At 70.5% G+C, this 26,418-nt stretch carries 22 protein-coding genes; 16 read left to right on the top strand and 6 right to left on the bottom strand.

Features of this window, described 5'->3' with window-relative positions; all coding sequences use genetic code 11:
- Positions 1-924, bottom strand: a 924-nt coding sequence (locus AC1D1T_RS15420) for a tetratricopeptide repeat protein (protein WP_477992096.1), incomplete at its 3' end; no start/stop codon positions are given.
- Positions 925-1,097: 173 nt separating this feature from the next.
- Here AC1D1T_RS15420 and AC1D1T_RS15425 point away from each other — a divergent pair.
- From AC1D1T_RS15425 to AC1D1T_RS15440, 4 genes are all read left to right on the top strand, one after another.
- Complete coding sequence (locus AC1D1T_RS15425; RefSeq protein WP_477844334.1) at positions 1,098-2,270, top strand: imelysin family protein; 1,173 nt, start codon at positions 1,098-1,100, stop codon at positions 2,268-2,270.
- Positions 2,267-3,700 carry a di-heme oxidoreductase family protein gene (locus AC1D1T_RS15430; RefSeq protein ID WP_477828320.1) on the top strand — a complete coding sequence of 478 codons (1,434 nt, stop codon included), beginning with the start codon at positions 2,267-2,269 and terminating at the stop codon, positions 3,698-3,700. The genes AC1D1T_RS15425 and AC1D1T_RS15430 overlap by 4 nt, the downstream gene beginning before the upstream one ends.
- Positions 3,697-4,836: a DUF1513 domain-containing protein gene (locus tag AC1D1T_RS15435; RefSeq protein WP_477992097.1), complete on the top strand. Its 1,140-nt coding sequence runs from the start codon at positions 3,697-3,699 to the stop codon at positions 4,834-4,836. Before AC1D1T_RS15430 ends, AC1D1T_RS15435 begins: the two co-directional genes overlap by 4 nt.
- A gap of 76 nt (positions 4,837-4,912) precedes the next feature.
- Complete coding sequence (locus AC1D1T_RS15440; RefSeq protein WP_477992098.1) at positions 4,913-5,431, top strand: hypothetical protein; 519 nt, start codon at positions 4,913-4,915, stop codon at positions 5,429-5,431.
- Here the strand turns inward: AC1D1T_RS15440 and AC1D1T_RS15445 are convergent.
- From AC1D1T_RS15445 to AC1D1T_RS15455, 3 genes are read right to left on the bottom strand one after another with little or no spacing between them, the layout of a single operon-like run.
- Complete coding sequence (locus AC1D1T_RS15445; RefSeq protein WP_477992099.1) at positions 5,425-7,467, bottom strand: LTA synthase family protein; 2,043 nt, start codon at positions 7,465-7,467, stop codon at positions 5,425-5,427. The two genes, AC1D1T_RS15440 and AC1D1T_RS15445, sit on opposite strands and share 7 nt — an antisense overlap.
- Positions 7,468-7,480: 13 nt before the next feature.
- Complete coding sequence (locus tag AC1D1T_RS15450; protein WP_477992100.1) at positions 7,481-8,107, bottom strand: hypothetical protein; 627 nt, start codon at positions 8,105-8,107, stop codon at positions 7,481-7,483.
- Complete coding sequence (locus AC1D1T_RS15455; RefSeq protein ID WP_477826895.1) at positions 8,104-9,237, bottom strand: sialidase family protein; 1,134 nt, start codon at positions 9,235-9,237, stop codon at positions 8,104-8,106. The genes AC1D1T_RS15450 and AC1D1T_RS15455 overlap by 4 nt, the downstream gene beginning before the upstream one ends.
- Positions 9,238-9,383: 146 nt before the next feature.
- On the opposite strand from AC1D1T_RS15455, the gene AC1D1T_RS15460 reads away from it, so the two are divergent.
- The 5 genes from AC1D1T_RS15460 to AC1D1T_RS15480 all read left to right on the top strand — a co-directional run bounded on the left by AC1D1T_RS15460 (position 9,384) and on the right by AC1D1T_RS15480 (position 14,274).
- Positions 9,384-10,511 carry a GAF domain-containing protein gene (locus AC1D1T_RS15460; RefSeq protein WP_465111751.1) on the top strand — a complete coding sequence of 376 codons (1,128 nt, stop codon included), beginning with the start codon at positions 9,384-9,386 and terminating at the stop codon, positions 10,509-10,511.
- Between the two features lie 77 nt (positions 10,512-10,588).
- Positions 10,589-11,338, top strand: coding sequence for a paraquat-inducible protein A (locus AC1D1T_RS15465; protein ID WP_477826894.1), 750 nt, complete (start codon positions 10,589-10,591; stop codon positions 11,336-11,338).
- Entirely contained in the window at positions 11,335-11,982 is a 648-nt protein-coding gene (locus AC1D1T_RS15470) for a paraquat-inducible protein A (protein WP_047513095.1), read from the top strand. Before AC1D1T_RS15465 ends, AC1D1T_RS15470 begins: the two co-directional genes overlap by 4 nt.
- On the top strand, positions 11,975-13,684 hold the full coding sequence (locus AC1D1T_RS15475) for a PqiB family protein (protein WP_477992101.1): 1,710 nt from the start codon (positions 11,975-11,977) through the stop codon (positions 13,682-13,684). Before AC1D1T_RS15470 ends, AC1D1T_RS15475 begins: the two co-directional genes overlap by 8 nt.
- Positions 13,681-14,274 (top strand): PqiC family protein, encoded by a 594-nt coding sequence (locus tag AC1D1T_RS15480; RefSeq protein ID WP_477828818.1) that lies wholly within the window; start codon positions 13,681-13,683, stop codon positions 14,272-14,274. Before AC1D1T_RS15475 ends, AC1D1T_RS15480 begins: the two co-directional genes overlap by 4 nt.
- Positions 14,275-14,381: 107 nt before the next feature.
- Here the strand turns inward: AC1D1T_RS15480 and AC1D1T_RS15485 are convergent, their stop codons facing one another.
- Entirely contained in the window at positions 14,382-15,455 is a 1,074-nt protein-coding gene (locus tag AC1D1T_RS15485; protein WP_477843156.1) for a substrate-binding domain-containing protein, read from the bottom strand.
- 188 nt (positions 15,456-15,643) lie between these two features.
- Here AC1D1T_RS15485 and AC1D1T_RS15490 point away from each other — a divergent pair, with 188 nt between their 5' ends.
- From AC1D1T_RS15490 to AC1D1T_RS15515, 6 genes are all read left to right on the top strand, one after another.
- A complete protein-coding gene (locus AC1D1T_RS15490) occupies positions 15,644-17,317 on the top strand; it encodes an OFA family MFS transporter (protein ID WP_052213180.1) in 1,674 nt (557 codons plus the stop codon).
- 79 nt (positions 17,318-17,396) lie between these two features.
- A complete protein-coding gene (locus AC1D1T_RS15495; RefSeq protein WP_477825835.1) occupies positions 17,397-19,751 on the top strand; it encodes an FdhF/YdeP family oxidoreductase in 2,355 nt (784 codons plus the stop codon).
- Complete coding sequence (locus tag AC1D1T_RS15500) at positions 19,726-20,013, top strand: hypothetical protein (RefSeq protein ID WP_477825836.1); 288 nt, start codon at positions 19,726-19,728, stop codon at positions 20,011-20,013. Before AC1D1T_RS15495 ends, AC1D1T_RS15500 begins: the two co-directional genes overlap by 26 nt.
- Complete coding sequence (gene fdhD, locus AC1D1T_RS15505) at positions 20,010-20,864, top strand: formate dehydrogenase accessory sulfurtransferase FdhD (RefSeq protein ID WP_477825837.1); 855 nt, start codon at positions 20,010-20,012, stop codon at positions 20,862-20,864. Before AC1D1T_RS15500 ends, fdhD begins: the two co-directional genes overlap by 4 nt.
- A gap of 106 nt (positions 20,865-20,970) precedes the next feature.
- Entirely contained in the window at positions 20,971-22,389 is a 1,419-nt protein-coding gene (locus tag AC1D1T_RS15510; protein ID WP_477825838.1) for a Dyp-type peroxidase, read from the top strand.
- A 62-nt stretch (positions 22,390-22,451) separates the two neighbouring features.
- Positions 22,452-23,738 carry a leucine-rich repeat domain-containing protein gene (locus tag AC1D1T_RS15515; protein ID WP_477825839.1) on the top strand — a complete coding sequence of 429 codons (1,287 nt, stop codon included), beginning with the start codon at positions 22,452-22,454 and terminating at the stop codon, positions 23,736-23,738.
- Here the strand turns inward: AC1D1T_RS15515 and senA are convergent.
- Positions 23,686-24,933 carry a selenoneine synthase SenA gene (gene senA / locus AC1D1T_RS15520; protein WP_477992102.1) on the bottom strand — a complete coding sequence of 416 codons (1,248 nt, stop codon included), beginning with the start codon at positions 24,931-24,933 and terminating at the stop codon, positions 23,686-23,688. The two genes, AC1D1T_RS15515 and senA, sit on opposite strands and share 53 nt — an antisense overlap.
- A gap of 80 nt (positions 24,934-25,013) precedes the next feature.
- Here senA and dinB point away from each other — a divergent pair, with 80 nt between their 5' ends.
- Positions 25,014-26,216, top strand: coding sequence for a DNA polymerase IV (gene dinB / locus AC1D1T_RS15525; RefSeq protein WP_477992103.1), 1,203 nt, complete (start codon positions 25,014-25,016; stop codon positions 26,214-26,216).
- The last annotated feature ends 202 nt before the right edge of the window (positions 26,217-26,418 follow it).

Below are 26,418 nucleotides of genomic sequence, written 5' to 3' on the forward strand. Positions count from 1 at the left end.
CGCCAGGCTGACGCGCAGCGCGCCGTTGTCCGGCGAATCCCACTTGACCGCGCGGCCCAGCATGTCGGCGATGCGCTGCATCGTCGCGCCGACCGGCTGCGGCGGCGTCTGCACGCCGGGGAAGTTGCCGTTCGCCGAGCGCTGCGCCTGCGTCGCGCACAGCCGCAGCGCCTCGGCGCGGAAGGCCTGCGGGTCGGGCAGGAAATCGTCGATGACGAGCAGGTCGCGCTCGATGCAGGCGCGCTCCAGCGCCGCGGCGTCGAGCGTCGCCGCCGCGTTCAGCAGCAACGCGGGCGATGCCTGCGGGGCCGGCGACTCGGCCTGCGCAAAGCCCATGTTCAGGCGCTCGGCGATGCGCGGCGCCAGCGCCAGCGCGCGCTGTGCCTCCTGCACCGCCTCGGGCATCGCCCAGCGCAGGTAGCGCAGCCGGGCCAGCGCCTCGTGCCACGCGCCCTGGTCCGGTTGCAGCGCCACCGCGGCGGCATAGCGGCGCTCGGCTTCGTCGAAGCGCTCCAGCTGCACGCACAGCCCGCCGAGCATCGCCAGGCCCTGCGCATCGTCGGGCCGCAGCTCGCAGGCGCGCTGCATCTCGGCCAGCGCTTCGGGCGCCTGGCCGAGCTGCAGCAGCGCGGTCGCGAGGTTCATCCGGTAGTCGGCCGCATCGGGCCGGCGGGCGATCGCGCGCCGCACAAAGGCGATGCCGAGCGCCGGCTGGCGCAGGCCCAGGTAGGCCACGCCGAGCAGGTGCAAGGCCTCGGGGTTCTCGGGCTGGGCGGACAGCACGGCCTGGTACAGCGCGAAGGCCTCGCTCAGCCGGCCTTGAGCGTGCAGCGCACGGCCCTGCGCCAGCGCAGCGTCGGCGTCGACCGGACGCGCGGCGGCCGGCACTGCCCTGACAGGCCGGTGGGAAGTCTTGTTGTTCATGTGATCGGAGTCGGAGCCGATGCAGCGAGGCATCGCAGGACGACATCAGACACGCGCGCGAAAACGTTCGCTGACGCAGGGTCTTTCACACCCCGACATCCCCCGACATGAAGCATGTCCAGCGGGCGAAGCGTGGTCTATATTGCAACGCCCAGGTCCCGAACAATCACAAGATGAACAAGCGCGAGATGCTGCACGCCGTGGCCGCGGGGCTGGGAACGATGTTGTGGCCGGGGCAGGCGGCCGCGGCCACCGAGGTCGCCGACATCGCCGGTGTGGTCCGCCACTACGCCACGCTCGTCCACGCGTCCTACAGCGACAGCCTGGCCGCCGCGCTCGCGATGCAGCAGGCCATCACCGCCTTCCTCGCGCAGCCCTCGGCCGCCACGCTGAAGGCCGCCCGCACCGCGTGGATCGACGCCCGCGAGTGGTACGGCCAGACCGAGGCCTTCCGCTTCTATGCCGGCCCGGTCGACGACGGCAAGGGGCCGGAGCAGCGCATGAACACCTGGCCGGTCGACGAGTCGTACATCGACTACGTGCGCGACCGGCCCGACGCCGGCCTCATCAACAACCCGAAGGCGCCACTGACGAAGGCGGCGCTGGCCGCGGCCAACATCCGCGGCGGGCTCGAGAACGTCTCCACCGGCTGGCATGCGATCGAGTTCCTGCTGTGGGGCCAGGACCTCAGCGAGACCGGCCCCGGCGAGCGCCCGTTCGAGGACTACGTCGACGGCAAGGGCCTGCATGCGGATCGCCGCCGCCAGTACCTCTCGGCCGTCACCGGCCTGCTGATCGACGACCTGCGCTACCTGATCGCCGCCTGGGCGCCCGACGCGAAGGCGAACTACCGCGCGAAGTTCGAGCGCGGCGGCATCGAATCGGTGCGGCGCATCGTCATCGGCATCGGCGCGCTGTCGCGGGCCGAGCTGGCCGGCGAGCGCATGGAGGTCGCGCTGAACACGCAGGACCAGGAGGACGAACAGTCCTGCTTCTCCGACAACACGCACCGCGACATCGTCAACAACGCGCTCGGCATCGAGAACGTCTGGCTCGGCCGCTTCCGGCGGCGCGACGGCAGCCTGCTGCAAGGCCCGTCGCTGCGCGACCTGGTGGCGGCCAAGGATGCGGCGCAGGCCGAGCGCACCACGCGGCAGATCGCCGCGTCGATCGCCGCGGCGCAGGCGATCCACCCGCCGTTCGACCGCGAGATCATCGGCAGCCGCAACGCCCCCGGGCCGATGCGGGTGCGCGCGACCATCGACAGCGTGCTCGCGCAGGCGCGTGAACTCGGCGCGGCCGCCAACGCGATCGGCATCACGCGGCTGAACATGGTGAAGCCGTGAGGCGGATCAAGCTCGGCCTGCTCGCGGCCCTCATCGGCGCGAACGCCGTGYTGCTGCACGCCGCGCCTGCCGACGATGCGCTGACACCCGACGAGCAGACCGGCGGCGCGACCACCGTCGCCGCGACCGGCCGCAATGCGTTCTCGTTCGCCGCCGCGAACCTGAGCGATGACGAGCGCACGCGCTTCGCCGTCGGCAACTCGTTCTTCCGGCGCAACTGGGTCGAGGCACCGTCGTCGACCGCGGCGCGCGACGGGCTCGGGCCGCACTTCATCGCGCGCTCGTGCGGCGGCTGCCACGTGCAAAGCGGCCGCGGCGCGCCGCCCGACTACACGAAGCCGCTCGACCCGCGCGGCGAGCCGCCGGTGGCGCTGCTGCTGCGCCTGTCGATCCCGGGCGAAGGCCCGCACGGCGGCCCGCGGCCGGACCCGATCTACGGTGATCAATTGCGCACGCTGGCCGTGCCGGGCGTGCGCGTCGAGGGCCGCATCACGATGCAGGTGCGCACGCTGCACGGCAAGTTCGCCGACGGCACGGGCTACACGCTGCGGCAGCCGCGCTTCGGCCTGGCGGGCCTCGCGTACGGGCCGGCGTCGAAAGACCTGCAGGTCAGCCCGCGCCTCGCATCGCAGCTGATCGGCATGGGGTTGCTCGAAGCGATCCCCGCGCAGGAGATCCTCGACAACGCGATGCGCCAGGCCGCCGCGCCCGGTCCGGTGAAGGGTCGCCCCAACCAGGTGTGGGACGCCTTCGAGCAGCGCATGATGCCCGGCCGCTTCGGCTGGAAGGCCAATGTCGCGACGCTCGCGCACCAGACCGCCGCGGCCTTCGTCGGCGACATCGGCATCACGTCGAGCCGTTTCCCCGAGGAGTCGTGCACCTTCACGCAGGACGACTGCCGCGCCGCGCCGCGCGGCGCGAAGGGCGAGGCGCCGGAGATCGACGACCGCACGCTCGGCGACGTGGTGTTCTACCAGGCGAGCCTCGCGCCGCCGGCACGCCGCAACCCGGGCGATGCGCAGGTGCGGCACGGGCGCGCGCTGTTCGAGCAGGCGCAGTGCGCCGCCTGCCACCGGCCGAGCTACGTGACCGGCGACAGTCCGCTGCCGGCCTTCGCGAGCCCGGCGTTGAAGGGGCAGACGATCTGGCCGTACACCGACCTGCTGCTGCACGACATGGGCGACGGCCTGGCCGACGGCCGGCCCGATTTCGGGGCCAGCGGCCGCCAGTGGCGCACGCCGCCGCTGTGGGGCGTGGGGCTGATCCGCGACGTCAACGACCACCAGCAGTTGTTGCACGACGGCCGTGCGCGCGGCGTGCTCGAGGCGGTGCTGTGGCATGGCGGCGAGGCCGACGCGAGCCGGCGCCAGGTGCTGAAGATGACGGCCGCCGAACGTGCGGCGCTGGTGCGTTTCGTGGAGTCGCTGTGAGCCGCGCCCGCTGGACACGGCGACGCTGGTTGCAGGCCAGCGCGACGGCAGCGTTCGGCGCTGCCGTCGGCTCGCCCTGGGCCGCGACCGCGTCGACCGCGCTGGCCGCCGCCTGGCAAGACCGCGACGGCGGCGCCAGCGTCGGCGTGCTGGGCCTGCAAGGCCACCACCTGCGCGTGCACCGATCGATCGCAGTGCCGACCCGCGCCCACGGCCTGCTGCAGGAGCGCGGCGGCACGCTGCTCGCCGTCGCGCGCCGCCCCGGCGACTGGCTGATGCGCTGGGACCGCGAGGGCCGCGTGATCGCGCTCGCGTGGATCGAGCCGAACCGCGCGTACAACGGCCACGTGATCGCCGATGCGTCGGGCGACACGCTGTACACCAGCGAGACCGACCTCGACAGCGGCGCCGGCCTGGTCGGCGTGCGCGATGCCCGCACGCTGGAGAAGCGCGCCGAGTGGCCGACGCACGGCCGTGACCCGCACATGCTGCTGTGGGACGAACACGCAGCGCCGTTCACGCGGCTGGTCGTCGCGAACGGCGGCATCGAGATCCGGCCCGAGACCGGCCGCATGAAGCTCGGGCTCGACCGCATGGACTCGTCGCTGGTGCGGCTCGATGCCGCGCGCGGCGAACTGCAGGGGCACTGGCAGCTGGCCGATGCGCGCCTCAGCCTGCGCCACCTCGCGTGGCACGGGCGGGGTACCGATGCCGTGCTCGGCATTGCGATGCAGGCCGAGCACGCCGATGCCGCGCTGCGTGCCGTGGCACCGGTGCTGGCGCGCTTCGATGGCCACGCGTTGCAACCCGCAGCATCACCATCGCTCGCCGGCTACGGCGGCGACATCGCGGCCACGCAGGAAGGCTTCGTGATCGGCTGCCCACGTGCACAAGGCCTCGCGCAATGGCAAGCCGATGGGAATTGGCAAGGTCTCGCGCCGTTGCAGGAGGCCTGCGCTGTTGCACTTGATGCCTCCCATGCGCTGTGGGCCGGTGGCCGACCGGAAGCGCAGCGATCGCAGGCGCGGATATCTGACGCAAAAAAAGACGATCGGTCGCTGGTTGGTCTTCCAATTGGTCTGCAACTGGACAACCATTGGTTGGTGCTTGGCGACGTTGTGGCGAAAGAGGGGTAACGCCGAGTAACCCTACCGTCCGCATTTGCAGGTCCTTCGCTATCGTTTGCGCACAACGACAGGGGAGATAAAACCCATGAATCGAGTGCTCTCATGGCCGTTGCTGCCGCTTCTCGCGCAGCAACTCGAGCAAGTCGCACGCTCTCGCCACGTGGCGGTGGTGGGCGACAAGCAGGCCGTTCGCATCACCCTTTCCTTCGGCGTCGTCGAGATGCTGATCTCGCCGAACCAGCAACCGATGCTGCCCGGCACCGAGGTCTACGTGTGGTTCAAGGGCGGCGGCTTTTTATGCGGCCCGAAGCGCGAGATCGACCTCGCCGAGCGCGAATCGCGCCATGCGCTGCGGCGCGTGAAGGCCRCGCGGGCCGCGCTGGCCGCGAGCCGTGCCGAGCGCGCGGCGCGGCTGGCCGCCGACATCGACATCCTGCTGCCCGAGCTCGACGCGGCGATCCCGGACAACGGCGACAGCGACCTCGCGCCGCTCGACTCGTCACCGCTGCCGCTCGATACCGCGCCGGGCAAGCTCGACGAGCGTCCGGCGACCGCCGTCGACAACGGCCGAACTGCAACGGCCGGCGAGGTCAGCCGTCACTGAGCCTTCGGCAGCTTGTGGTTGTGCGTCTGCAGGTACAGCGCCGCATTGCCATAGGCCGCCGGGAAGTGCCCCCACTGCTGCTGCAGCGCCGCGATCTCCGGCGCCACCGGCTGCTGCTGCAGCAGGTTGGCCGACGGCTTGTCCGACAGGATGTCGAACAACGCCGGCGGCTGCCGGTCGACCAGCATGTGCGTGCCGACCAGCACGCCCAGTTGGCGCGGCCCGGTGAACTGGAACTCGAAGGCCACGCGGCTCGCATCGAACTGCGGGTCGAGCAGGTCGCGCCCGAGCGTGGTGTTGCGGTAGCCGATGCCGGCCAGCGACGCGAGCGTCGGCAGCACGTCGACCTGCTGCGCCCAGTGGTCGATGCGGCGCGGCGCCACGTGGCCGGGCGAATAGACGAGGAACGGCGTGTGGCCCTGCGTGATCGCGAGGTCGTGCCATGACTTCGGCAGGTGCTGCCCGGTCACGCCGATGATCCCGTGGTCGCCGATGAACGCGAAGAGCGTGTTCTTGAAGTACGCCTCCTTCTTCGCTGCTTCCATGAAGCGGCCGATGCACCAGTCGAGGTAGGCGAACGCACTGTACTCGTCGACCGAGATGAAGCCGTTGTCCTCCAGCTGCGCATCGGTCGGCGTCGGCGGCTGGAACGCGGCCTTGTCCTCGTCGGGGATGGTGTACGGCCGGTGGTTGCCGCTGGTCTGGATCATCGCGAAGAACGGCGTCTTCTGCGCGCGGAACATCTCGTTCGCTTCCAGGAACAGGTTCTTGTCGGAGACGCCCCAGACGTCGACCACCGGCGACTTCAGCCGCGTCTGCTCGACGATGTCGATGTCGTCGATGCTGGCCGTCAGCACGCCGCGCACGTTGGCCCACGAGGTGCTGCCGCCGATGAAGTAGAACTTCTTGTAGCCGGCGAACTCGTTGATGATCGACTGCTGGTTGCTGGCCGCCGGGTTGCGCGACGCGGTCGATTCGACCGAGACGTCGGGCATGCCGGTGACGGTGGTGAACACGCCGCGCGCGGTGTGGCCGTGCGCGCTCATCATGCGCGTGAACAGCAGGCCGTCCTTCGCGAGCGCGTCGTAGCTCGGCGTCGCGCCCAGCGGGCTGCCGATCGCGCCGACCTTGTGCGCCGCGAAGCTCTCCAGCAGCACCAGCACGACGTTCATCGGCGGCTGGCCGGCACGCTCGGGCTTGGGCGGCACGCTGCGCAGGAACGAGATCGGCTCGCCCGGCTTCAGCGGCGGCAGGCCGACGAAGGCGCGGATCGCATCGGCATCGGGGCGCATCTGCGCATCGCCCAGGCTTTGCGCGCGGAAGGTCCAGGTGTCGTACAGGTTGTGCAGCGGGTTCAGCGACAGTTGCTGCGCGAACGCGTTCTGCAGCTCGATCGAATCGCTCCAGCGCAGCGGGTATTGCGAGAACTTGCCGTGGATGCCGAACACGCCGAGCAGAACGACCAGCGTCTCGGCGACACCGACCTGCCAGCGCTTGCGCGGCACCGGCGGCGCAGGGACAGCCGAGGTACCGACGACAAGGCGCCACAGCCAGCCGAAGATGAAATGGCACAGCACCAGCCAGGCGATGACCGCCAGCGTGATGCGCCCGACCGGGTAGGTCTGCGTGACCATGCCGGTGGCCTCGCCGATGTCGCGTGCCAGCGAGATGACGACCGCCGTCAGCCGCTGCGCGAGGTACGCGAAGTGCCCGGCATCGAGCACCACGCCGAGCGCCCACACGAAGGCGGCGAGCATCCAGTACGTCCACCAGAAGGCGTGCGCGCGCGGCGGGCGCAGCCAGCGGCCGACCCACGGCAGCGTGGCCAGCAGCCAGGCGAGCAGCACGCTGTCGAGCGCGACGCGCAGGTCGAAGCGCGCGCCCAGCCACAGCGCGGCGGCCCAGTCGCCGGCCGACAGCGCCGCGTCGGGCGGTGCGAACCAGAGGCCGAAGACGGCGCGGTACACGGTGCCGACGACGAGGAGCACGGCGGCCATCGCGAGGGCGAGGCGAAGATGCGGACGCAGCAGGGACATGGTCGATTCGATCTCAGGAGGTCGGCGCCACGGTCGCGCGGCCACGCAGCCGCGCGATCAGGAACGCCACGCAGCGTGCCAGCGCCCACAGCCACAGCAGCGGGTCCAGCAGCGCATCGAAGACGTTGCCGGTCGGCAGGTGCGTCACGGCATGGAAGGTCAGCGCCAGCAGCACGGCCCAGGCGGCCGCGTGCTGCCGGCCGCGCACGATCACCGCGAGCGCGAACACCGACAGCACGACGGCTGCCACAGGCGCCTGCACCGCATCGAAACCCCACGGGTACAGGCCGAGCGACAGCGCGCCGACCGCATCGGCATAGAGCACCAGGCCGCCGGCCACCAGGGCCGCGGCCAGCGCGGGCGGCAGGGTCTGCTGCGCGGGGCGATCGACGAAGCGCTTCCAGACCGAGACACCGCACAACGCGGCGAACAGCCCGCTCGGTTGCTGGAATGCGAGGCCGAGCCACCAGGCCGGCGAGGCCGGGCCGGGCAGCCACATCGCGGCCAGCGCGAGCAGTGCAACGGCAGCGCGTGGCTTCGTTCCTCGCAGCGGCAGCAGCGACAACAGCAGCGCCGCGCCGACCACGCCCCACGCCAGCCGTGCCCAGACGATCTGCTGACCGAGTTCAGGCAGCGTCATGGCGCGCCCTCCCCGTCCTCGATGTCATAGACCTGGTGCCCGATCGCCTGCCGCTGCGCGGTGTAGGTGACGTGCAGTTGCCGGCCCAGCTGCTGCACGCTCGGGTACGAGAACTCGTCGCCGGCGTTGCCGCGCTGCACGTCGAGTGCCGGCGTCCAGGCCTGCGCATCGGCCGAGGTCGACAGCCGCAGCCACTGGCGCGGCGAGCCGCCGGGCAGCGTGTCGTTGTGCAGCAGCACGTAGCCGCCGTTGGCCAGGCGCAGCGCGGCGACCGAGTCGTCGCGGTTCGGGATCTCGAGCGGCGCAACGTCTTCCCAGTGCCGGCCGGCGTCGTGGCTCACCGCCTGCTGCACGCGGTGCGACGGGCCGATGTCGCGCATCACCGCGCGCAGCTCGGTGCCCGACACCGGCAGCAGCGCCGGCTGCAGCGCGGTCGTCGAGCGGCCGATGCGGCTCAGCCAGCGCGGCGCGCCGTCGGCATCGAAGGACACGACCATCGGGTACTTGTTGCGCAGCTCGAAGTAGGCCGGCAGCAGCCAGCCGCCATCGTCGAGCCCGACCGGGTTGGTGCGCACCAGCACGCTGGTGTCGGCCAGCGGCGTCAGCGGCAGCACGCGGCGCACCGCGAAGCTGCGGGCCGCATCGGCGGATTCGAGCTGCACGACGCGCGCCGCCGCCCAGCCGCCCAGTCCGGTCGCGACCATGAAGACATGCACGCGGCCATCCGGCGCGACCCAGGCCGACGGGTTGCCGATGCGGCGCACGCCGAAGCCGAGCTGGCGGCCCAGGCCCGCGCGGTCGACCACCTTCTGTGCCGAGCTCCAGCGGCCGTCGGCCCAACGGGCGAGGTACAGGCTGACGTCGGGTGCGCTCTCGCGCGAACCGGCCCACCAGAACGCGAGCAGCTCGCCGTTCGGCAGCACCGTCAGTGCGCTGGCATGGGCAGCGGGCACGCCGTCAGGCATCGGGATGCGCTGCGACGAGCGGGGCACGAGGCGCGGCATCTTCGCGGGCCCATTCACCGGCTTCACCGCCAGCCGCGGTTCACGAGCCGTCGCACCCGTGATGGCAGCGCGCCGCCATTCGGCCGCCGCGCCCAGCATCACACAGGCCAATGCCAGCACCAACATCCTCGGCGACCGCCGCGCCCGACTCATTCCGCGCCTCTCATTCCGCGCCCGTGCCCTTGCTTGAAAGGCGCAGATTGTGACAGCCGGGGCCGGCTTCAGCGCGATCCCGCCCGAACATGCAGAATGCGGCACGCGAAGGAGGCAGCATGCTCTCTCAGTCCCCCGCCACCCGAACCGCGGCCGACGTGGCGTCGCCGCAGCACCTGCAGGCGATCGCGCAGTCGCACGCGCGCTGTGCCGCGCTCGGGCTCGACGAATCGGCGGTGCCCGAGCTGAACCGGGCCTCCGCCGCGCGGCTGCAGGAATCGCGCGAACGCCACCGCCGGCTGCACGAGCAGGCGACGCCGGTGATGGAGCTGCTGTTCGAGCAGATCGCCTCGTCGCACAGCATGGTCGCGCTGACCGATCCGAACGGCGGCATCCTGCACAGCTTCGGCGACGACTCCTTCCTCGAACGCGCGCAGCAGGTCGCGCTCTCGCCCGGCGTGAACTGGTCGGAACCGAACAAGGGCACCAACGCGGTCGGCACCGCCCTCTTCACCGAGGCGCCGACGCTGGTGCACGGCGACGAGCATTTCCTGCGCGCCCACCGTTTCCTCACCTGCTCGGCCGCGCCGATCTTCGACCATGCCGGCCGGGTGATGGGTGTGCTCGACGTGAGCGGCGACCAGCGCTCGTACCACCCGCACACGCTGGCGCTGGTCGACCTGTCGGCGCGGATGATCGAGAACCAGTGCTTCGCCGACCGCTTCCGCAACGGGCTGCGGCTGCACTTCCATGCCGAACCGGCCTGCATCGGCACCGTGCGCGAAGGGCTGCTCGCGGTCGACCCCGACGGCGCGATCCTCGGCGCCAACCGCAGCGCGCTCGCACAACTCGGCCTGAGCATCGGCGCGCTGCGCATGCTGGGGCTGGAGGGGCTGCTGGGCCTGGGGGTCGGTGCCTTCGCCGACCACGGCCGCCGGCATGGCGACGCGCCGCTCACGCTGCGCCCGGTGCTCGGCCCGGCGGCGGGGGCGCCGCTGCACGTGCGGGCGGTGTTCCAGTGGCCGGTGTTCTGGTCGGCGGCGAGCCTGGTCTCGCAGGCCACGCTGTCGCCGGTCGCGCTGCCGGCGGGCTTGGCACCCACGGCTGCCGAGGCTCCGCCGACGCTCGAAGCGCTGGAGACCGATGCGATCCGCCGCGCCGTCGCGGCGGCCGGCGGCAATGTCTCGCTGGCGGCACGGCAGCTCGGCGTGGCCCGCAACACGGTGTACCGTCGCCTGAAGGGGTAGCCACGAATCCGCCGTCGTCCTACACACTCGCTGCCCATCCCTCCCTACGATCGGCCTTCGCCGTAGCTTCCGCCTGAATGACCGACTCCACCGCCTCCCGCCCGGTTCCCACCGCCGACCTGCCCGCCGAGGCCGTCGATGCGGGAGCCGACGCCCCCGCGGTGCTGTGCCCTCGCCACGACCTGGTGATCTGCGAGCAGTGCGACGCGGTGCACCAGCGCGTGCCGCTRCAGCCCGGCGAGACCGCGCACTGCCGGCGCTGCCGCGCGCTGCTCGGCCGCGGCCACCGGGTGTCGCTGCCCGGGCTGCTGGCACTCGCGATCGGCGGCCTGGTGTGCTTCGTGATCGGCAACCTGACGCCGCTGGTCTGGATCTCGGTGCGCGGATCGCCCGATCCGGTGACGCTGCCCGAGGCGCTGTGGCAGACCTGGGAGGCCGGCCAGCCGCTCGGCGCGATGCTGGCCGGCGCGACGGCCATGGTGTTTCCGTTCATCGTGATCGCGCTGCGCCTGTACCTGCTGTGGCCGATGACGCGGCGCCGCCTGCCGCAAGGGTTCATGCCGGCGATGCGGCTGCTGCGCTTCGCCACGCGCTGGAGCATGGTCGAGGTGTTCATGCTGGGCGCGCTGGTGGCCGTGGTGCGCAGCGCCGGGCTCGCGAGCGTGGTGCCGGGGCCGGCCCTGTTCGCCTACGGCGTGCTGACGGTGCTGCTCACTTCAAGCAGCGCCGCCGGGCTGCACCGGTTGTGGCAGCTGGGCAGCGAGTGGCAGGCCGAACAGCAAGCCGGCCCCGCGCAACCCGACCCTGGCGAGGCGGCGACCCGATGAACGCGCGCTGTGCCCGCCTCTACAACTGCGGCGCCTGCGGGCTGGTGTCGCAACGCATCGATGCCGGCCTGCCGGACGACCATGACGACATCGCCTGCCCGCGCTGCGGCAGCGCGCTGCACCTGCGCATCCCCGACAGCCTGCAGCGCACCTGGGCCTGCCTGGCCGCCGCGCTGCTGCTGTATGCGCCGGCCAACCTGCTGCCGATCCTGATCACCTCGAACGTGTTCGGGCGTGACAGCCACACCATCCTCGGCGGCATCGTCGACCTGTGGAACGCCGATTCGTGGGGCCTGGCGCTGATCGTGTTCATCGCGAGCATCGCGGTGCCGATCCTGAAGATCGCGACGCTGTCCTTCCTCGCCTTCACCGCGCAGCGCTGCAGCTGCGTGCGGGGCGTGCCGCGCACCCACCTGTACCGGCTGGTCGAGGCGGTGGGGCACTGGTCGATGCTCGACGTCTTCGTCGTCGTGCTGCTGGTCGGCATGGTGCGCTTCGGTGCCTTCGGCATCGTCGAGCCGGGGCCGGGGCTGCTGGCCTTCGGCGCGGTGGTGGTGCTGACGATGCTGGCCAGCGCGAGCTTCGATCCGCGCCTGCTGTGGCCCGACGAGGTCGACGACAATCCCTCCCCTGCCCATGGCTGACGAATCCCCACCCTCCGAGCCCACGCCGGTGCCTGCACCGGCCCCCCTTCCCGTGCCGCCCGCGCCGACCATCGTCAGCCGCAAGCGCTCGCTCCCGTCGGTGGTGTGGCTGGTGCCGCTGATCGCGCTGGCGGTGGGCGTGTCGCTGGTGGTCAACAGCCTGCTGCAGGCGGGTCCGCACATCACGATCGAGTTCCGCACCGCCGAGGGGCTGGAGGCCGGCAAGACCGAGGTGCGCTACAAGGAGGTGGTGGTGGGCCGCGTCGATGCGGTGTCGCTCAGCGAGGACCGCAAGCGCGTGATCGCCTCGGTGCGGCTCGCGCGTTCGGCGGCGGCGCTGGCGGTGGAAGACACCAATTTCTGGGTCGTGCGGCCGCGCATCGGCGTGGGCGGCATCAGCGGCCTGGCGACGCTGGTGTCGGGCGCGTACATCGGTGCCGATGCCGGCGTGTCGACCGAGGACCGCAAGTCCTTCGTCGGGCTCGAGGTGCCGCCCTTCGTGCTGCGCGGCGAGCCGGGCCGCAGCTTCGTGCTGCGCGCGCCCGACCTGGGTTCGCTGGATGTCGGCTCGCCGATCTTCTACCGCCGCACGCGCGTGGGCCGTGTCGTGGGCTACACGCTCGATGCCGAGAAGGACGAGCTGCTGGTGCAGATCTTCGTCGAGGCGCCGTACGAGCGGCTGGTCAACAACCGCTCGCGCTTCTGGAACGCGAGCGGATTCGACTTCACGCTGAACGCGAGCGGATTGACGGTGGACACGCAGGCGCTCACGTCGGTGATCGCGGGCGGTGTCGCGTTCGAGCACTCGGAGCTCGCGACGCCGAACGCGAAGGACGAGGCCGAGGCTGCGCCGGGTGCCCGCTTCTGGCTGTTCAGCAACCGAAAGGCCGCGATCTCGCCGCCGGACGGCCCGCCGATGCGGCTGAAGTTCGTGTTCGACCAATCGGTGCGCGGGCTGTCGGTGGGTGCGCCGATCGATTTCCTCGGTGTCGAGATCGGCGAGGTGCGTGCGATCCGCCCCGGCTACGACGCGCAGCGCAAGCGGTATCCGATGGAGGTCACGGCCGACGTGCACCCGCTGCGGCTGGGCGCGGTGCGCGGGGCGCTGGTCGAGGGCCGTGGTGGCGACGCGAGCGAGCGGGCCGAGCGGAACGTCCAGCTGTTCCGGCGGCTGGTCGAGAACGGCGTGCGTGCGCAGCTGCGCACCGGCAACCTGCTGACGGGGCAGATGTACGTGGCGCTGGATTTCATCCCGAAAAGCAAGCCGGCCGCGCTGGTGATGGCCGACGGCGTGCCGCAGGTGCCGACGGTGCCGGGCACGCTGTCCGACGTGCAGCCGCAGATCGCCGAGATCGTCGCGAAGATCAACAAGGTGCCGTTCGACGACATCGGCCGCGACCTGCGGGCGACGTTGGCGCAGGCGCGCGAGGCGATCGCGAAGCTGTCGCCCGAGGCGCAGCAGTCGCTGGCCGAGGTGCGCAAGACGCTCGATGCGTTGCAGGGCTCGCTCGGCAAGTTCGACCGCAACCTGCTCGACCCGGACGCGCCGGTGCAACGCAATGTGGAGCAGACGATGACCGACTTGCAACGGGCCGCGCAATCGCTGCGCGTGCTGACCGACTACCTGCAGCGCCACCCTGAATCGCTGCTGCGCGGCAAGCCGGCCGATCCGCCGCTGCCGTCGCTGGAGGGTGCGCGATGAGGGCGTGGATCGCGGCATCGTTGATCGCGATGGCGGGCTGCGCGTCGCAGCCGCCGGTGCGCTTTCACAGCCTGCTGCCGGCGGTGTCGTCGTCGCCGGCTTCAGCACCGTCAAGCGCGGCACCGCTCGTTGTCGAACTCGGCCCGGTGACGGTGCCGGCCGCCGTCGATCAGCCTCAATGGGTACTGCGCGCCGGCGACGACAGCCTGCGCGTGCTCGAAGGCGAGCGCTGGGTCGCACCGCTGCGCGACGAGTTGAGGGCGGCGGTGATGGCGCGGCTGGCCGAGCGCTTCAACGCAGTCGACGCGCGCACGCAGCCCGGCCCGGCGAGCGGCTGGCGGCTGCGCATCGAGGTGCAGCGCTTCGAGTCGATGCTCGGACGCGAGGCGTGGATCGAAGCGGCCTGGTCGGCCACCTCGGTCGCGACGCCGGTGCGCACGCTGGCCTGCACGAGCCGGCTGCATGAGACGGCGGGCTCCGATGCGCCGTCGATCGCTGCGGCGCATCGCCGCGCGGTGCAGCGGCTGGCGGATCAGATCGGTGAAAGACTGAGGACGATGGATCAGTCGTCCGCAGTTCCCGCTTGCTGAACGCAATCAACGAAGCATGCKGACGCTCGCATGCTCGTCGGTCACTTCAATCTTTTCCCCCAACAAGAGCGGCTGGTGGTGAGCGGCGCACCGCGACGCGCAAGAACTCACAGCAAGACAGGAAACGCATCCTCCAGCCGATGCACCCCCCCAGCGTGCCGCGCGTCATACCCCGGCAGCTGGTTCGCCGCCGCCCGGAACTCATCGCTCCCCACCACCGCCATCAGCTGCTGCATCGCCGGCGTATCGAAGAAGGCCTCGTCGCACAACAGGAAGTACTGCTCCGTCTGCAGCGGAATGAAATCCAGATCGAAGCGCCGGGCCGCCGTCTCGACCCCGAAGCCCGCATCGGCCATGCCGCTGGCCACGTACGCGGCCACCGCCGCATGGGTGCGCTCCCACGGCGCATAGCCGACCGGCCCCGCCGGGTCCACCCCCGCCTGCTGCAGCAGCAGGTCGAGCAGCAGCCGCGTGCCCGACCCCGGATCCCGGCTGACGAAGCGCACATCCACGCGCGCCAGGTCGGACACGCCCTGGATTCGCAAGGGATTGCCCTTCTGCAGCATCAAGCCCTGCCGCCGCGTGCTCACATCGATCAGCATCTGCTCGCCCGGCCTCAGCCACGGCCGGTAGTGCTCCACGCCCGCCGCTTCGAACTCGCCCTGCGGCACGTGCACGCCCGCCACGTCGCACTGCCAGCTCGACACCGCCGACACCGCCTCGATCGCGGTGCAGTACTTCCATTCGAGCTGCATGCCGTCGGCCAGCAACTGCTGCTGCAGGATCTCGATCGAGAACCCGTGGCTCGCATGCAGCCGCAACACCGCCGGCGGCTCCTGCATCGCCTGCGCGATCTCGGCCTCCAGTTCCGAGGCGATCGATTCGAACAGCGGCGTCAGCCGCGCCGCGATGCGGTGGTCGGCCCACACCAGCTTCTCGCCCAGCGGCGCCAGCGTCGAGTTGCGCCCGGGCGACATGCGCAGCAGCGGCGCACCGAACAGCTCATGGCCCTGCCGCACCATCTGCCATGCATGGCGGTACGACAAGCCGCTCACCTCGCAGGCACGCGCCAGGCTGCCGTGCTGCTGCACGAGGCGCAGCAGTTCGATGAGCCGCGGCATCAGCGTGCCGCTGCCCTCGCGGCTCACCGTCCACTGCGGCTTGATGGTGAATTTGTTCACGAATTACGGCCTTATCGTTTTCCTGCCCATGTAAGCGATTGCTTGTTCACAGGCCTATGTCCGCGGCATCATATTGCCGCCACGCCGGCCCCTGCCTACAGTCGGAGCCTGCGTGTCACTGCAGCATCAAGCCCCGTGCGAGCCCGGCGGGACCTTGAATACCGATACTCACAAACCCGGGAGCAAGAATGTCCACAACCACGGCGGATTCGACAGCATCCGCGCCAGCCCCTGCCGCTGGTCTGCTCGACAAAGAGCGCACCATCGCAGGCCCTGGCTTCAATCGTTGGCTCGTCCCACCGGCCGCCCTGGCCATCCACCTCTGCATCGGCATGGCCTATGGCTTCTCGGTGTTCTGGTTGCCATTGTCGAGGGCGCTGGGCATCAAGGAAGCCATCAAGTGCGGTCCTGAGGTCGGCTTCTTCGCCGAATTGTTCACCACCACCTGCGACTGGAAGGTCTCCACGCTCGGCTGGATGTACACCCTGTTCTTCGTGTTCCTCGGCTGCTCGGCGGCGCTGTGGGGCGGCTGGCTCGAACGGGCCGGCCCGCGCAAGGCCGGCGTCGTCAGCGCGCTCTGCTGGTGCGGCGGCATGCTGATCTCGGCGCTCGGCATCCACCTGCACCAGTTCTGGCTGATGATCCTCGGCTCCGGCATCATCGGCGGCATCGGCCTCGGCCTCGGCTACATCTCGCCGGTCTCGACGCTGATCAAGTGGTTCCCCGACCGCCGCGGCATGGCCACCGGCATGGCCATCATGGGCTTCGGCGGCGGCGCGATGATCGGTTCGCCGCTCGCGGCCGAGCTGATGAAGAACTTCGCATCGCCCACCGGCGTCGGCGTGATGCAGACCTTCATCGTGATGGCGGTGGTGTACTTCGTCTTCATGCTGGGCGGCGCCTTCGGCTACCGCGTGCCGCCGAGCGGCTGGAAGCCCGCGGGCTGGACCCCGCCGGTCGCGCAGACCAGCAACGCGATGATCACGCAGCGCCACGTGCATGTGAAGAAGGTCTGGGGCATTCCGCAGTTCTGGCTGGTCTGGCTGGTGCTGTGCATGAACGTCAGCGCCGGCATCGGCGTGATCGGCATGGCCAGCCCGATGCTGCAGGAAGTCTTCGGCGGCAGCCTGATCGGCGTGGCCAAGAAGATCGGCGAACTCGACACCGCGCAGAAGGCGGCGATCGCCGGCATCGCGGCGGGCTTCACCGCACTGCTGAGCCTGTTCAACATCGGTGGCCGCTTCTTCTGGGCCAGCATCTCGGACAAGCTCGGCCGCAAGCTGACCTACACGATCTTCTTCGTGCTCGGCGGCGTGCTGTACGCCAGCCTGCCGGGCAGCGCAGGGGCCGGCAGCACGCTGCTGTTCGTCGGTGCCGTGTGCATCATCCTGAGCATGTACGGCGGCGGCTTCGCGACGGTGCCGGCCTACCTGGCCGACCTGTTCGGCACGCAGATGGTGGGCGCGATCCACGGCCGCCTGCTGACGGCCTGGGCCACGGCCGGCATCCTGGGCCCGGTGATCGTGAACTACATGCGCGACTACCAGCTCGGCCTGGGCATCCCGCGCGAGCAGGTCTACAACCAGACGATGTACATCCTGGTCGGCATGCTGGTGATCGGCCTGATCGCCAACCTGTCGATCCGTCCGGTGGCCGACAAGCACTTCATGAGCGATGAAGAGCTGGCCGAAGAGAAGCGCCTGGCGCATGACCGCGCGGCTGCGGCCGACGTGGGCAGCGGCCCCGGCGCGGGCGGCACCACGCCGACCTTCGTGGTCGCGCTGGCGTGGGCGGCGGTGGGCATTCCGCTGGCCTGGGGCGTCTACAAGACGCTTCTCACGGTCGGCAAGTTCTTCGCCTGAAGCTGTAGAAGCAACCCAACGCGCCGATAAGTCGGCGTGGTGGGTTCGATTTGTCTGATCGGGAGCGTTCGAGAACAACATGGCAGAGCAGAAGATCGAGTTCTACAAGGGCCCGGCCGGCGGCTGGGGCGCGCTGAAGAGCGTGGCGCACCAGCTGCTGCAGCACGGCATCGCGGCCAAGGGCGCGAAGACGATGCTGTCGGCCAACCAGCCGGACGGTTTCGACTGCCCCGGCTGCGCCTGGCCCGACCGCGACCACACCTCGACCTTCGAGTTCTGCGAGAACGGCGTGAAGGCCGTGGCCGCCGAGGCCACGTCCAAGCGCGCGACGCCCGAGGTGCTGGGCGCGCACACCGTCTCGTGGTTCGCCGAGCAATCCGACTTCTTCCTCGAGGACATGGGCCGCATCACGCACCCGATGGTGTATGACGCGGCCTCCGACCGCTACCGGGCGATCGACTGGGACCAGGCGTTCGCGATGATCGCGCGCGAGCTGCGCGCGCTGCCGGACCCGAACCAGGCGATCTTCTACACCTCCGGCCGCACCTCCAACGAGGCGGCCTTCCTCTACCAGCTGTTCGTGCGCGAGTACGGCACGAACAACTTCCCCGACTGCTCGAACATGTGCCACGAGCCGAGCGGCTCGGGCCTGCGCCCGACCATCGGCGTCGGCAAGGGCACGGTCACGCTCGACGACTTCGAGCAGGCCGATGCGATCTTCATCTTCGGCCAGAACCCGGGCACCAACCACCCGCGCATGCTCGGCGAGCTGCGCCAGGCCTCGAAGCGCGGCGCGAAGATCGTCAGCTTCAACCCTCTGCGCGAGCGCGGGCTCGAGCGCTTCGCCGACCCGCAGAGCGCGCTCGAGATGAGCACGCTCGGCTCGACGCCGATCAGCTCGCACTACTTCCAGCTGCGCATCGGCGGCGACCTCGCGCTCGTCAAGGGCATGTGCAAGCACGTGTTCGAGCTGGACGACCGCGCGCAGCGCGACGGCGCCGCCCGCGTGCTCGACCTGGCCTTCATCGCCGAGCACACGCACGGCTTCGAGGCCTTCGAGGCCGACGTGCGCGCCGAGAGCTGGGAGACGCTGGAGGCCGAATCCGGCCTCACGCAAGCGGACATCTGCCGCGCCGCCGAGCTGTACGCCGGTGCCAGGAGCGTGATCGCCTGCTGGGGCATGGGCATCACCCAGCACCAGCATTCGGTCGCGACGATCCAGATGATCACCAACCTGCTGCTGATGCGCGGCAACCTGGGCCGCCCCGGTGCCGGTGCCTGCCCGGTGCGCGGCCACAGCAACGTGCAGGGCGACCGCACGATGGGCATCTACGAGAAGCCGGCGCCGGCCTTCCTCGACCGGCTGGGCGAGGTGTTCGATTTCGAGCCGCCGCGCGCCGACGGCTTCGACACCGTGGCCGCGATCGAGGCGATGCTCGACGGCCGCGGCAAGGTGTTCTTCGCGATGGGCGGCAACTTCGCGTCGGCCACGCCCGACACGCATGCCACCTGGAAGGCGCTGCGCCGCTGCGAGCTGACGGTGCATGTCGCGACCAAGTTCAACCGCAGCCACGTGATCCACGGCCGCCAGGCGCTGCTGCTGCCCTGCCTGGGCCGCACCGAGGTCGACCTGCAGGCCGCGGGCGCGCAGGGCGTGACGGTCGAAGACTCGATGAGCATGGTGCACCTGTCGTCGGGCATCAACGCGCCGGCCTCGCCGATGCTGCTGTCCGAGCCGATGATCGTCGCGCGGCTGGCTGCCGCGACGCTGCCTTCCAGCAAGACACCCTGGATGTGGCTGGTCGAGGACTACAGCCGCATCCGCGACAAGATCGAGGCGGTGTTCGACGACTTCGCCGGCTTCAACGAGAAGATCAGGAAGCCGGGCGGCTTCCGGCTGCGCAACACCGCATCGGAACGCGTGTGGGTCACCGCATCGAACAAGGCGCAGTTCAGCGCCCACCCGGTGCCGCGCGATACCGCCGTGCACCGCGCCCGCAAGCAGACCGATGCGGTCGTGCTGACGCTCGCCACGGTGCGCTCGCACGACCAGTACAACACGACGATCTACGGCATGGACGACCGCTACCGCGGCGTCTACGGGCACCGCCGCGTGGTCTTCATCAACCGCGACGACCTGAAGGAACTCGGCATGAAGGCCGGCGACTGGGTCGACATCACGAGCGTGTACTTCGGCGACGACGGCAGCGACGAACGGCGCAGCGCCGAGAAGTTCCTGCTGGTCGAGTACGACATTCCGCGCGGCTGCATCGCGAGCTACTACCCCGAGACGAACGCGCTGGTGCCGTTGCAGAGCTTCGCGATCGGCGCCCGCACGCCGACCTCGAAGTCGATCCCGGTGGTGCTGACGCTGCGCCCGCTGGATTCGCCGGTGGCGAAGGCGCGTGATGTCGCCGACACCGCAGTCGCCTGAGGGGCCTGAAAACGCACCCGCGCCGCTCGAGGAGCGTGCGCTGCAGGAACTGCTCGAGCTCGACGAAGACGGCCGCGGCGTCGCGCTGACGCGGCTGGCCAAACGGCTGGGGGTGCGCGTCAGCGTGCTGATCCGGCTCTACACGCAGATGAGCGATGCCCGCATCGGCGACGCGGTCGGCCCCGGCTGGGTGCGCCTGCAGGTCGACGAGGCCGGACAATGGCGGGCCTTCGCGACCGACACCGCACGCCGACCGACATGAGCCTGCCCCACCCCGACACGACCGCCACACCCGGCACTTGCGACCTGCCCGACAGCCTGCCGCCCACCGAGGCGGTGTCGGTGCGCCGCCATGTCGGCGCGGTCGCGAGCGAGCGCAGCGACACCGTGGCGGTGGAGTCGCCGGTCGCGCTGGTCTTCAACGGGCTGTCGCACGCGGTGATGATGGCCACGCCGACCGACCTGGAAGCCCTCGGGCTCGGCTTCGCGCTCTCCGAAGGGCTGATCACCGGCCGCGACGAATGCCGCGACATCGAGGTGATGGCGCATGCGCGCGGCTGCGAGGTGCACATGACGGTGTCGTCGCGCGCGTTCGCGGCGCTGAAGGACCGCAAGCGCTCGCTCGAAGGCCGCACCGGCTGCGGGCTGTGCGGCATCGACAGCCTGGCGCAGCTCGACCTGCAGCCGACCGAGCGCGTCACCGGCCAGCCGCCGATCCCGGCCGACGTGGTGCTGCGCGCATTCGCTGCGCTGCCGGCCCGGCAGGCGTTGAACGCCAGGACCGGCGCCTGCCATGCCGCCGGCTGGGCCACGCCGGCGGGGGAATTGCTCGACGTGGCCGAGGACGTCGGCCGCCACAACGCGCTCGACAAGCTGCTCGGCCGGCGTGCGCTGGCGGGCCGGCTCGGCGAGCCGGGCTTCGTCGTGATGTCCAGCCGCGCGAGCTACGAGCTGGTGCGCAAGTCGGTGCGGCTGCAGGTCGGCACGCTGGCCGCGATCTCGGCGCCGACCTCGCTCGCGATCGACATCGCGCGGCAGTCGGGGCTGCAGCTGTACGGCTTCTGCCGCGGCGAGCAGGCGGTCGACTACACCGCGCTCGCGCCGCTCAGCTGACACGCCCTGACATCGACAAACTGGGGGGTTCGCTTTCCGCGAACTTGGGGATGCCGTGAACGCGGCGTGAAGGCACGCTGTCGTGGCTGCCTCACCAGGACCCACCATGGCCCCCCCGGTCGTCGACCTGAGCAAGACCCTCGCGCTGGCCACGATCACCGCCGACGAACGCGCGCTGCTGGCGCAGTTGCAGGGCAACCTGTTGAAGGGCCATGGCCGGCCGCGCGCGGCGCACCTGCTGCTGAGGTTCGGGCACGCGCAGGCCGGGCGCGACTTCCTGCGCGCGCTGCGGCCGCGGCTCGGCCGCGCCGACACGCAGCTCGCCGATGCGCAGCGCGTGCGCGCGGCGCGCGAGGCCGGCACGGTGCTGCAGACGCCGCTGTTCGTGTCGTGCCTGCTGTCGGCCCGCGGCTACCGCGCGCTGCAGGTGCCGCGCGAGCGCTGGCCGTCGGACCCGGCTTTCGTCGAAGGCCTGAAGGACCGGCAGCCGATGCTGCGCGACCCCGACCACGCCGGCTGGGAGCCGGCCTGGCGCGACGAGGTGCACGCGCTGGTGCAGTTGGCGGGGGAGGCGCCGCAGGTGGAGGCGGCGCTCGCCGATTGGACGGCGGCGCCACACGAGGGTGTCGAGCTGCTGGGCATCGAGCAGGCCCGCAGCTGGCGCAACGGCCGCGGCGAAGGGATCGAGCATTTCGGCTTCGTCTCGGGGCGCAGCCAGCCGTTGATGATCGAGGAGGACATTGCCCGCGACGCACTGCGTGGCGGGGGCAGCCAGCGGTGGTCGCCGCGCTTCGCGCTGTCGCAGGTGCTGGTGCGCGACGCGGCGGTCGATGATCCGGCGGCGCACGGCTCGTACGTCGTCTACCGCAAGCTCGAGCAGAACGTGCAGGCCTTCCAGCAGGCCGAGGCGGCGTTGGCGCGCGGGCTGCGCAAGCTCGGCGCTGCCGCCGACGTGGCGCTGGCCGGCGCGATGCTGGTAGGCCGTTTCGCGGATGGCACGCCGCTCGCGATGCAGGGGCATGCCGGGCTGGAGGAGCCGGTGGCCAACGATTTCGACTACGCCGCCGACCCGCAGGGGCTCCGATGCCCGTTCCATGCGCACATCCGCAAGACGAATCCGCGCGGCGACACGGTGCGCGAATTCGGCATCGCGCCGGCGGCCGAGCGTGCGCGGCTGATGGCGCGGCGCAGCATGCCGTACGGCGAGCGGCGGCAGGATGCGCAGGGGCGCTTCAGCGACGCGCCCTCGCACGGCGTCGGGCTGCTGTTCATGGCCTGCCAGGCGAGCATCGTCGAGCAGTTCGAGTTCTCGCAGGCGAACTGGGCGAACGACGAGGGCTTCGTGCTCGGCCACACCGGCATCGACCCGCTGGCCGGCCAGGGCGGCGCGGTGAAGCACCGCCACCATGCCGGCTGGGGCGATGCGCAGGCGCCGACGCTGTCGCAGCGGATGTCGGGGTTCGTGACGCTGAAGGGCGGGGAGTATTTCTTCGCGCCGTCGCTGGGGTTCTTCGAGGGTTTGTAGTGTGGAACCTTTCAGGCACGGGTGCGACTGAGGCATACAGTCCAACACCAGGAACCCCTTTCATGAAACGCACCCACGGCAGCCTCGAGACACGGCCTTTGCTGAAACCCAAGCAGGATGTCCACTCCGAAGAAGATTCCGCCGAGAGCATCCGGTCGAAACAGAACTCGCGCATCTATGTCGAACAAGTGATGCAGGGTGATCTCTCTCGCGTTGCCGGAGCCGGTTCCGACGGAAAACTCGTCAGGTACGTCAATGAACTCGAGCTGGATGCGCTGATGCCGAACCGCGCTTCGCTCGCCACTGTGACCGAGGTCCTGGAGCAATGCGCCTCGGTACGCACGCTCACGCTGGGCGATGAATTGGATTTCAGCGAGATCACCCCGTTTGCAGATGCGCTGGCAGCGAACACGACATTGGAGACGCTGCACATTCAGAATTGCGACGGATTCCATCCAGGCGCGCCGCTGGAGCAACTGGCCCGAGGCATCGCAGGCAACACCGGCCTGAAGACACTGGTGCTGGAGTATGAGAACGACGCCGAGGAGGATCAACTCGAAGCTGGTGCCTGCTCAGGGCTGGCAGCTCTCGGCGCCAGCCTCGCGAACCATCCGTCGCTGGACTGCCTGCAGCTCGAGTTCCCGGACCTGCGTCCGCAGCAGGTCCACGCACTGGTGGCCGGACTGGCGGGCAACTGCACACTGACCCGACTGGTATTGCAGGCTGACCGCGACGACGCGCGGCTGCAGATGACGCTGGCGTTGGATCGGGGAGCCTTGCCCCGACTGGAACATCTCCAACTCAACAACGGGTGCCTCTCCCAGGTTCAGTGGCCCGAGGTCGCTACCCTGAGCCGATTGCTGTCCAGGCACAAGGCCCTGCGCACCGTGGAGCTCCCTCTCGCGTTCTTCGCGCCCGAGTACCTCGACACGCTCGCCCAGGGCCTCGCGCTGTCCCATTCGATCACCTCGATGAAGCCCCCTCTGCTCGAAACCCCCTGGCAGATCCCGCCCGCCATCTGGACGACCTTGCAGCGCAACCGCGCAATGGATGCGCGCTTCGGTGACACCGCCCTGATCGCCGCCTGCCAGGCGTTCACCGGGAGCTGGGGCCAGGTCCTCAAGAAGGACCCCGGCATGATCGCCAGGAACCAGGTCGGCCAGCACCTCGCCGCCATGCTGGCGCCACGCAGCAACGTGGCCAGGACGCAACGACACACCGGCCCGGTGTCGAGCATCAACCTCCGAACGGCGTTCGCCCGGCACCTTGCGGCCGAGCCATTGCTGATCAACGCGCTCATGGCCTCGTACTCGCTCCCTCCCAAGGCGCGCAACTTCGAAACCCCGTGAACTCCGTGTCGCAGTCGGGCAACTCGAAATTGCGATAGCACGGATGCCGCAGCCGCTCGCGCGTCGCGAACGACGCGCCGCGCAGCACGCGGTGCCGATCGTCGAAGGCGGGCATCGTGTGCCCGAGGTCCGGCCCCGGCTCGAAATGGTCGTAGGGCCGGAAGCGCCCGGCCGTCCATTCCCACACCTGGCCCCAGCGGAAGCCGCGCGATTCGCCGGTGCGCGCCGCATGCTCCCACTCCACCTCGGTCGGCAGCCGCCGGCCGGCCCAGCGGCACCAGGCATCGGCCTCGTACCAGCTCAGGTGCAGCGCGGCCTGCCCGAGCGGCACGCGCGCCAGCCGGCCGAAGCGCTGCTGCAGCACGCCCTGGCGCAGCTGGTCGACATACAGCGGGCTGCGCCGCCCGGCCGCCTGCACCCAGGCCCAGCCCTCGGGCGTCCACCAGCGCGCTTCGTCGTAGCCGCCATCCTCGACGAACTCGCCGTACTGCGCCCAGCTCACCGCCTGCGCATCGATCTCGAACTCGGGCAGCGCCACCTCGTGCGCCGGCTGCTCGTTGTCGTACGCGAAGCCCTCGCCCGACTCGCTGCCGATGCGCGCACGCGCCGCCGGGAACAGCAGCGCCGGCCGCGCCGGCAGCGTCGACAGGGCGGGCCACAGGCCGGCATCGAAGCCGAGCTGCTGCGACAGCACCGCCAGCCCCTCGGCGTGCGCGTCTTCATGGAACAGCGCGAGGCGGAAGAAATACAGCGCCGCATCGCCCTCGTGCGCGTGCTCCAGCAGCTCGAGCGTGGTCTCCAGCGTCTCGGCCAGGTAGGCCCRCACCGCCTGCGCGTCGGGCAGCGCCAGCGCGCGGCGCGTGGCCACCGGCGCCAGCGAAGCGTCGAACCAGCCATCGGCCCCCGGCTCGATCGACGCGAGCCGCGGCGCCCGCGGGTCGCAGTGCTCGCCGCGGTGGCGCTGCACGTTGCGGCCGATCCAGTACTCCTGGTACCAGCCCAGGTGGCCGAGCGTCCACAGCGGCGGATCCACCTCGGGCCGCAGCGATTCCGGCACCGCCACGCGCGCGTCCTCGAAGGCCTGCAACCAGCGCAGCGAATGGTTGCGCGCATCCATCAGCGCGAGCGACAGCAGGTCGCGGCCGGCGCGGCGCATGCGGGCCGCATCGATGGGCGGGGCTTGGAAATCCAGCATCGGGAGGGGCGACGTGGTGCGCAGCGAAGTGGCGGAGAATAGCGCGCCGCGCGATACTGTGGTTTCGTACAGCCGCCACCATGACCCGACGCCTGATCGCCCACCTCGACATGGACGCCTTCTACGCGTCCGTCGAACTGCTGCGCTACCCCGAGCTGCGCGGCCAGGCGGTGGTGATCGGCGGCGGGCGCGACAGCAAGCCGCACCAGCTGGCCGACGGCAGCTGGCGCTACGCGAAGCTGCGCGACTACACCGGCCGCGGCGTCATCACCACCTCCACCTACGCGGCGCGCGCGCTCGGCGTGTACTCGGCGATGGGCATGATGAAGGCCGCCGCGCTCGCGCCCGACGCGATCCTGCTGCCGGTCGACTTCGACGAATACCGCCGCTACTCGCGCCTGTTCAAGGCCGCGGTGCGGCAGATCGCGCCGGTGGTCGAGGACCGCGGCATCGACGAGATCTACATCGACCTGACCGACGTGCCCGGTGCGCAGCACGACGCCGGCCGCAGCCTCGGCCAGGCGCTGAAAGACGCGGTGTTCGACGCCACCGGCCTGACCTGCTCGGTGGGCATCACGCCGAACAAGCTGCTGTCCAAGCTGTGCTCCGAGCTCGACAAGCCGAACGGGCTGACGCTGCTGTCGTTCGACGAGATTCCCGCGCGCATCTGGCCGCTGGCCGCGAAGAAGGTCAACGGCATCGGCCCGAAGGCGAGCGAGAAGCTGGCCGGCTTCGGCCTGCACACCATCGGCGACATCGCCGCGGCCGACCCGGCTTGGCTGGTCGAGCACTTCGGCAGGAGCTACGGCGCGTGGCTGCACGAGGCCTCGCATGGCCGCGACGAGCGCGCGGTGGTGACGTACAGCGAGCCGAAGTCGATCAGCCGCGAGACCACCTTCGACCGCGACCTGCACGCGGTGCGCGACCGGCCGGCGCTGTCGGCCATCTTCACCGAGCTGTGCGTGGAGCTGGCCGGCGACCTGGCGCGCAAGGGCTATGCCGGCAAGACGATCGGCATCAAGCTGCGCTTCGACGATTTCAAGATCGTCACGCGCGACCTGACGCTGGCGGCCCACACGATGGACGCCCGCACGATCCGCCGCGCCGCCGGCGAATGCCTGAAGCGCGTCGACCTGTCGCGCCGGCTGCGCCTGCTGGGCGTGCGTGCCGGCAACCTGGCCACGCTGAGCGAGCTGGTCGCCCCCAAGACGGCCCCGCCCGAGGTGCATGAGCCCGAGCCGGTCTACTCACCGATGCCACTCTTCGATCAGCAAGATCCATAGCTGTATTGCCAACTTTTCACGATCGGCAGACCATGCGACCCTGCGCGATCGGCAGACTGCATCCGTGGCCGACCTCAGTACGTAGATCCGCCAACGAACCTGAGGAGACCCCATGCCCTTGCATCGACTGGCGCTCGCGTGCGCCGTCCTTCCCCTCGCCGTCGCCACTGCACCGGTGCTGGCCCAGAGCAGCACCTATGGC

The organism is Rhizobacter sp. P2_H3 (genome assembly GCF_056403355.1).

Coding starts and splice junctions, on each gene's coding strand:
- AC1D1T_RS15425 (WP_477844334.1), top strand. CDS start 1,098: ATGAACAAGCGCGAGATGCTGCACGCCGTGGCCGCGGGGCTGGGAACG.
- AC1D1T_RS15445 (WP_477992099.1), bottom strand. CDS start 7,467: ATGTCCCTGCTGCGTCCGCATCTTCGCCTCGCCCTCGCGATGGCCGCC.
- AC1D1T_RS15450 (WP_477992100.1), bottom strand. CDS start 8,107: ATGACGCTGCCTGAACTCGGTCAGCAGATCGTCTGGGCACGGCTGGCG.
- AC1D1T_RS15455 (WP_477826895.1), bottom strand. CDS start 9,237: ATGTTGGTGCTGGCATTGGCCTGTGTGATGCTGGGCGCGGCGGCCGAA.
- AC1D1T_RS15460 (WP_465111751.1), top strand. CDS start 9,384: ATGCTCTCTCAGTCCCCCGCCACCCGAACCGCGGCCGACGTGGCGTCG.
- AC1D1T_RS15470 (WP_047513095.1), top strand. CDS start 11,335: ATGAACGCGCGCTGTGCCCGCCTCTACAACTGCGGCGCCTGCGGGCTG.
- AC1D1T_RS15475 (WP_477992101.1), top strand. CDS start 11,975: ATGGCTGACGAATCCCCACCCTCCGAGCCCACGCCGGTGCCTGCACCG.
- AC1D1T_RS15480 (WP_477828818.1), top strand. CDS start 13,681: ATGAGGGCGTGGATCGCGGCATCGTTGATCGCGATGGCGGGCTGCGCG.
- AC1D1T_RS15490 (WP_052213180.1), top strand. CDS start 15,644: ATGTCCACAACCACGGCGGATTCGACAGCATCCGCGCCAGCCCCTGCC.
- AC1D1T_RS15495 (WP_477825835.1), top strand. CDS start 17,397: ATGGCAGAGCAGAAGATCGAGTTCTACAAGGGCCCGGCCGGCGGCTGG.
- AC1D1T_RS15500 (WP_477825836.1), top strand. CDS start 19,726: ATGTCGCCGACACCGCAGTCGCCTGAGGGGCCTGAAAACGCACCCGCG.
- fdhD (WP_477825837.1), top strand. CDS start 20,010: ATGAGCCTGCCCCACCCCGACACGACCGCCACACCCGGCACTTGCGAC.
- AC1D1T_RS15510 (WP_477825838.1), top strand. CDS start 20,971: ATGGCCCCCCCGGTCGTCGACCTGAGCAAGACCCTCGCGCTGGCCACG.
- AC1D1T_RS15515 (WP_477825839.1), top strand. CDS start 22,452: ATGAAACGCACCCACGGCAGCCTCGAGACACGGCCTTTGCTGAAACCC.
- dinB (WP_477992103.1), top strand. CDS start 25,014: ATGACCCGACGCCTGATCGCCCACCTCGACATGGACGCCTTCTACGCG.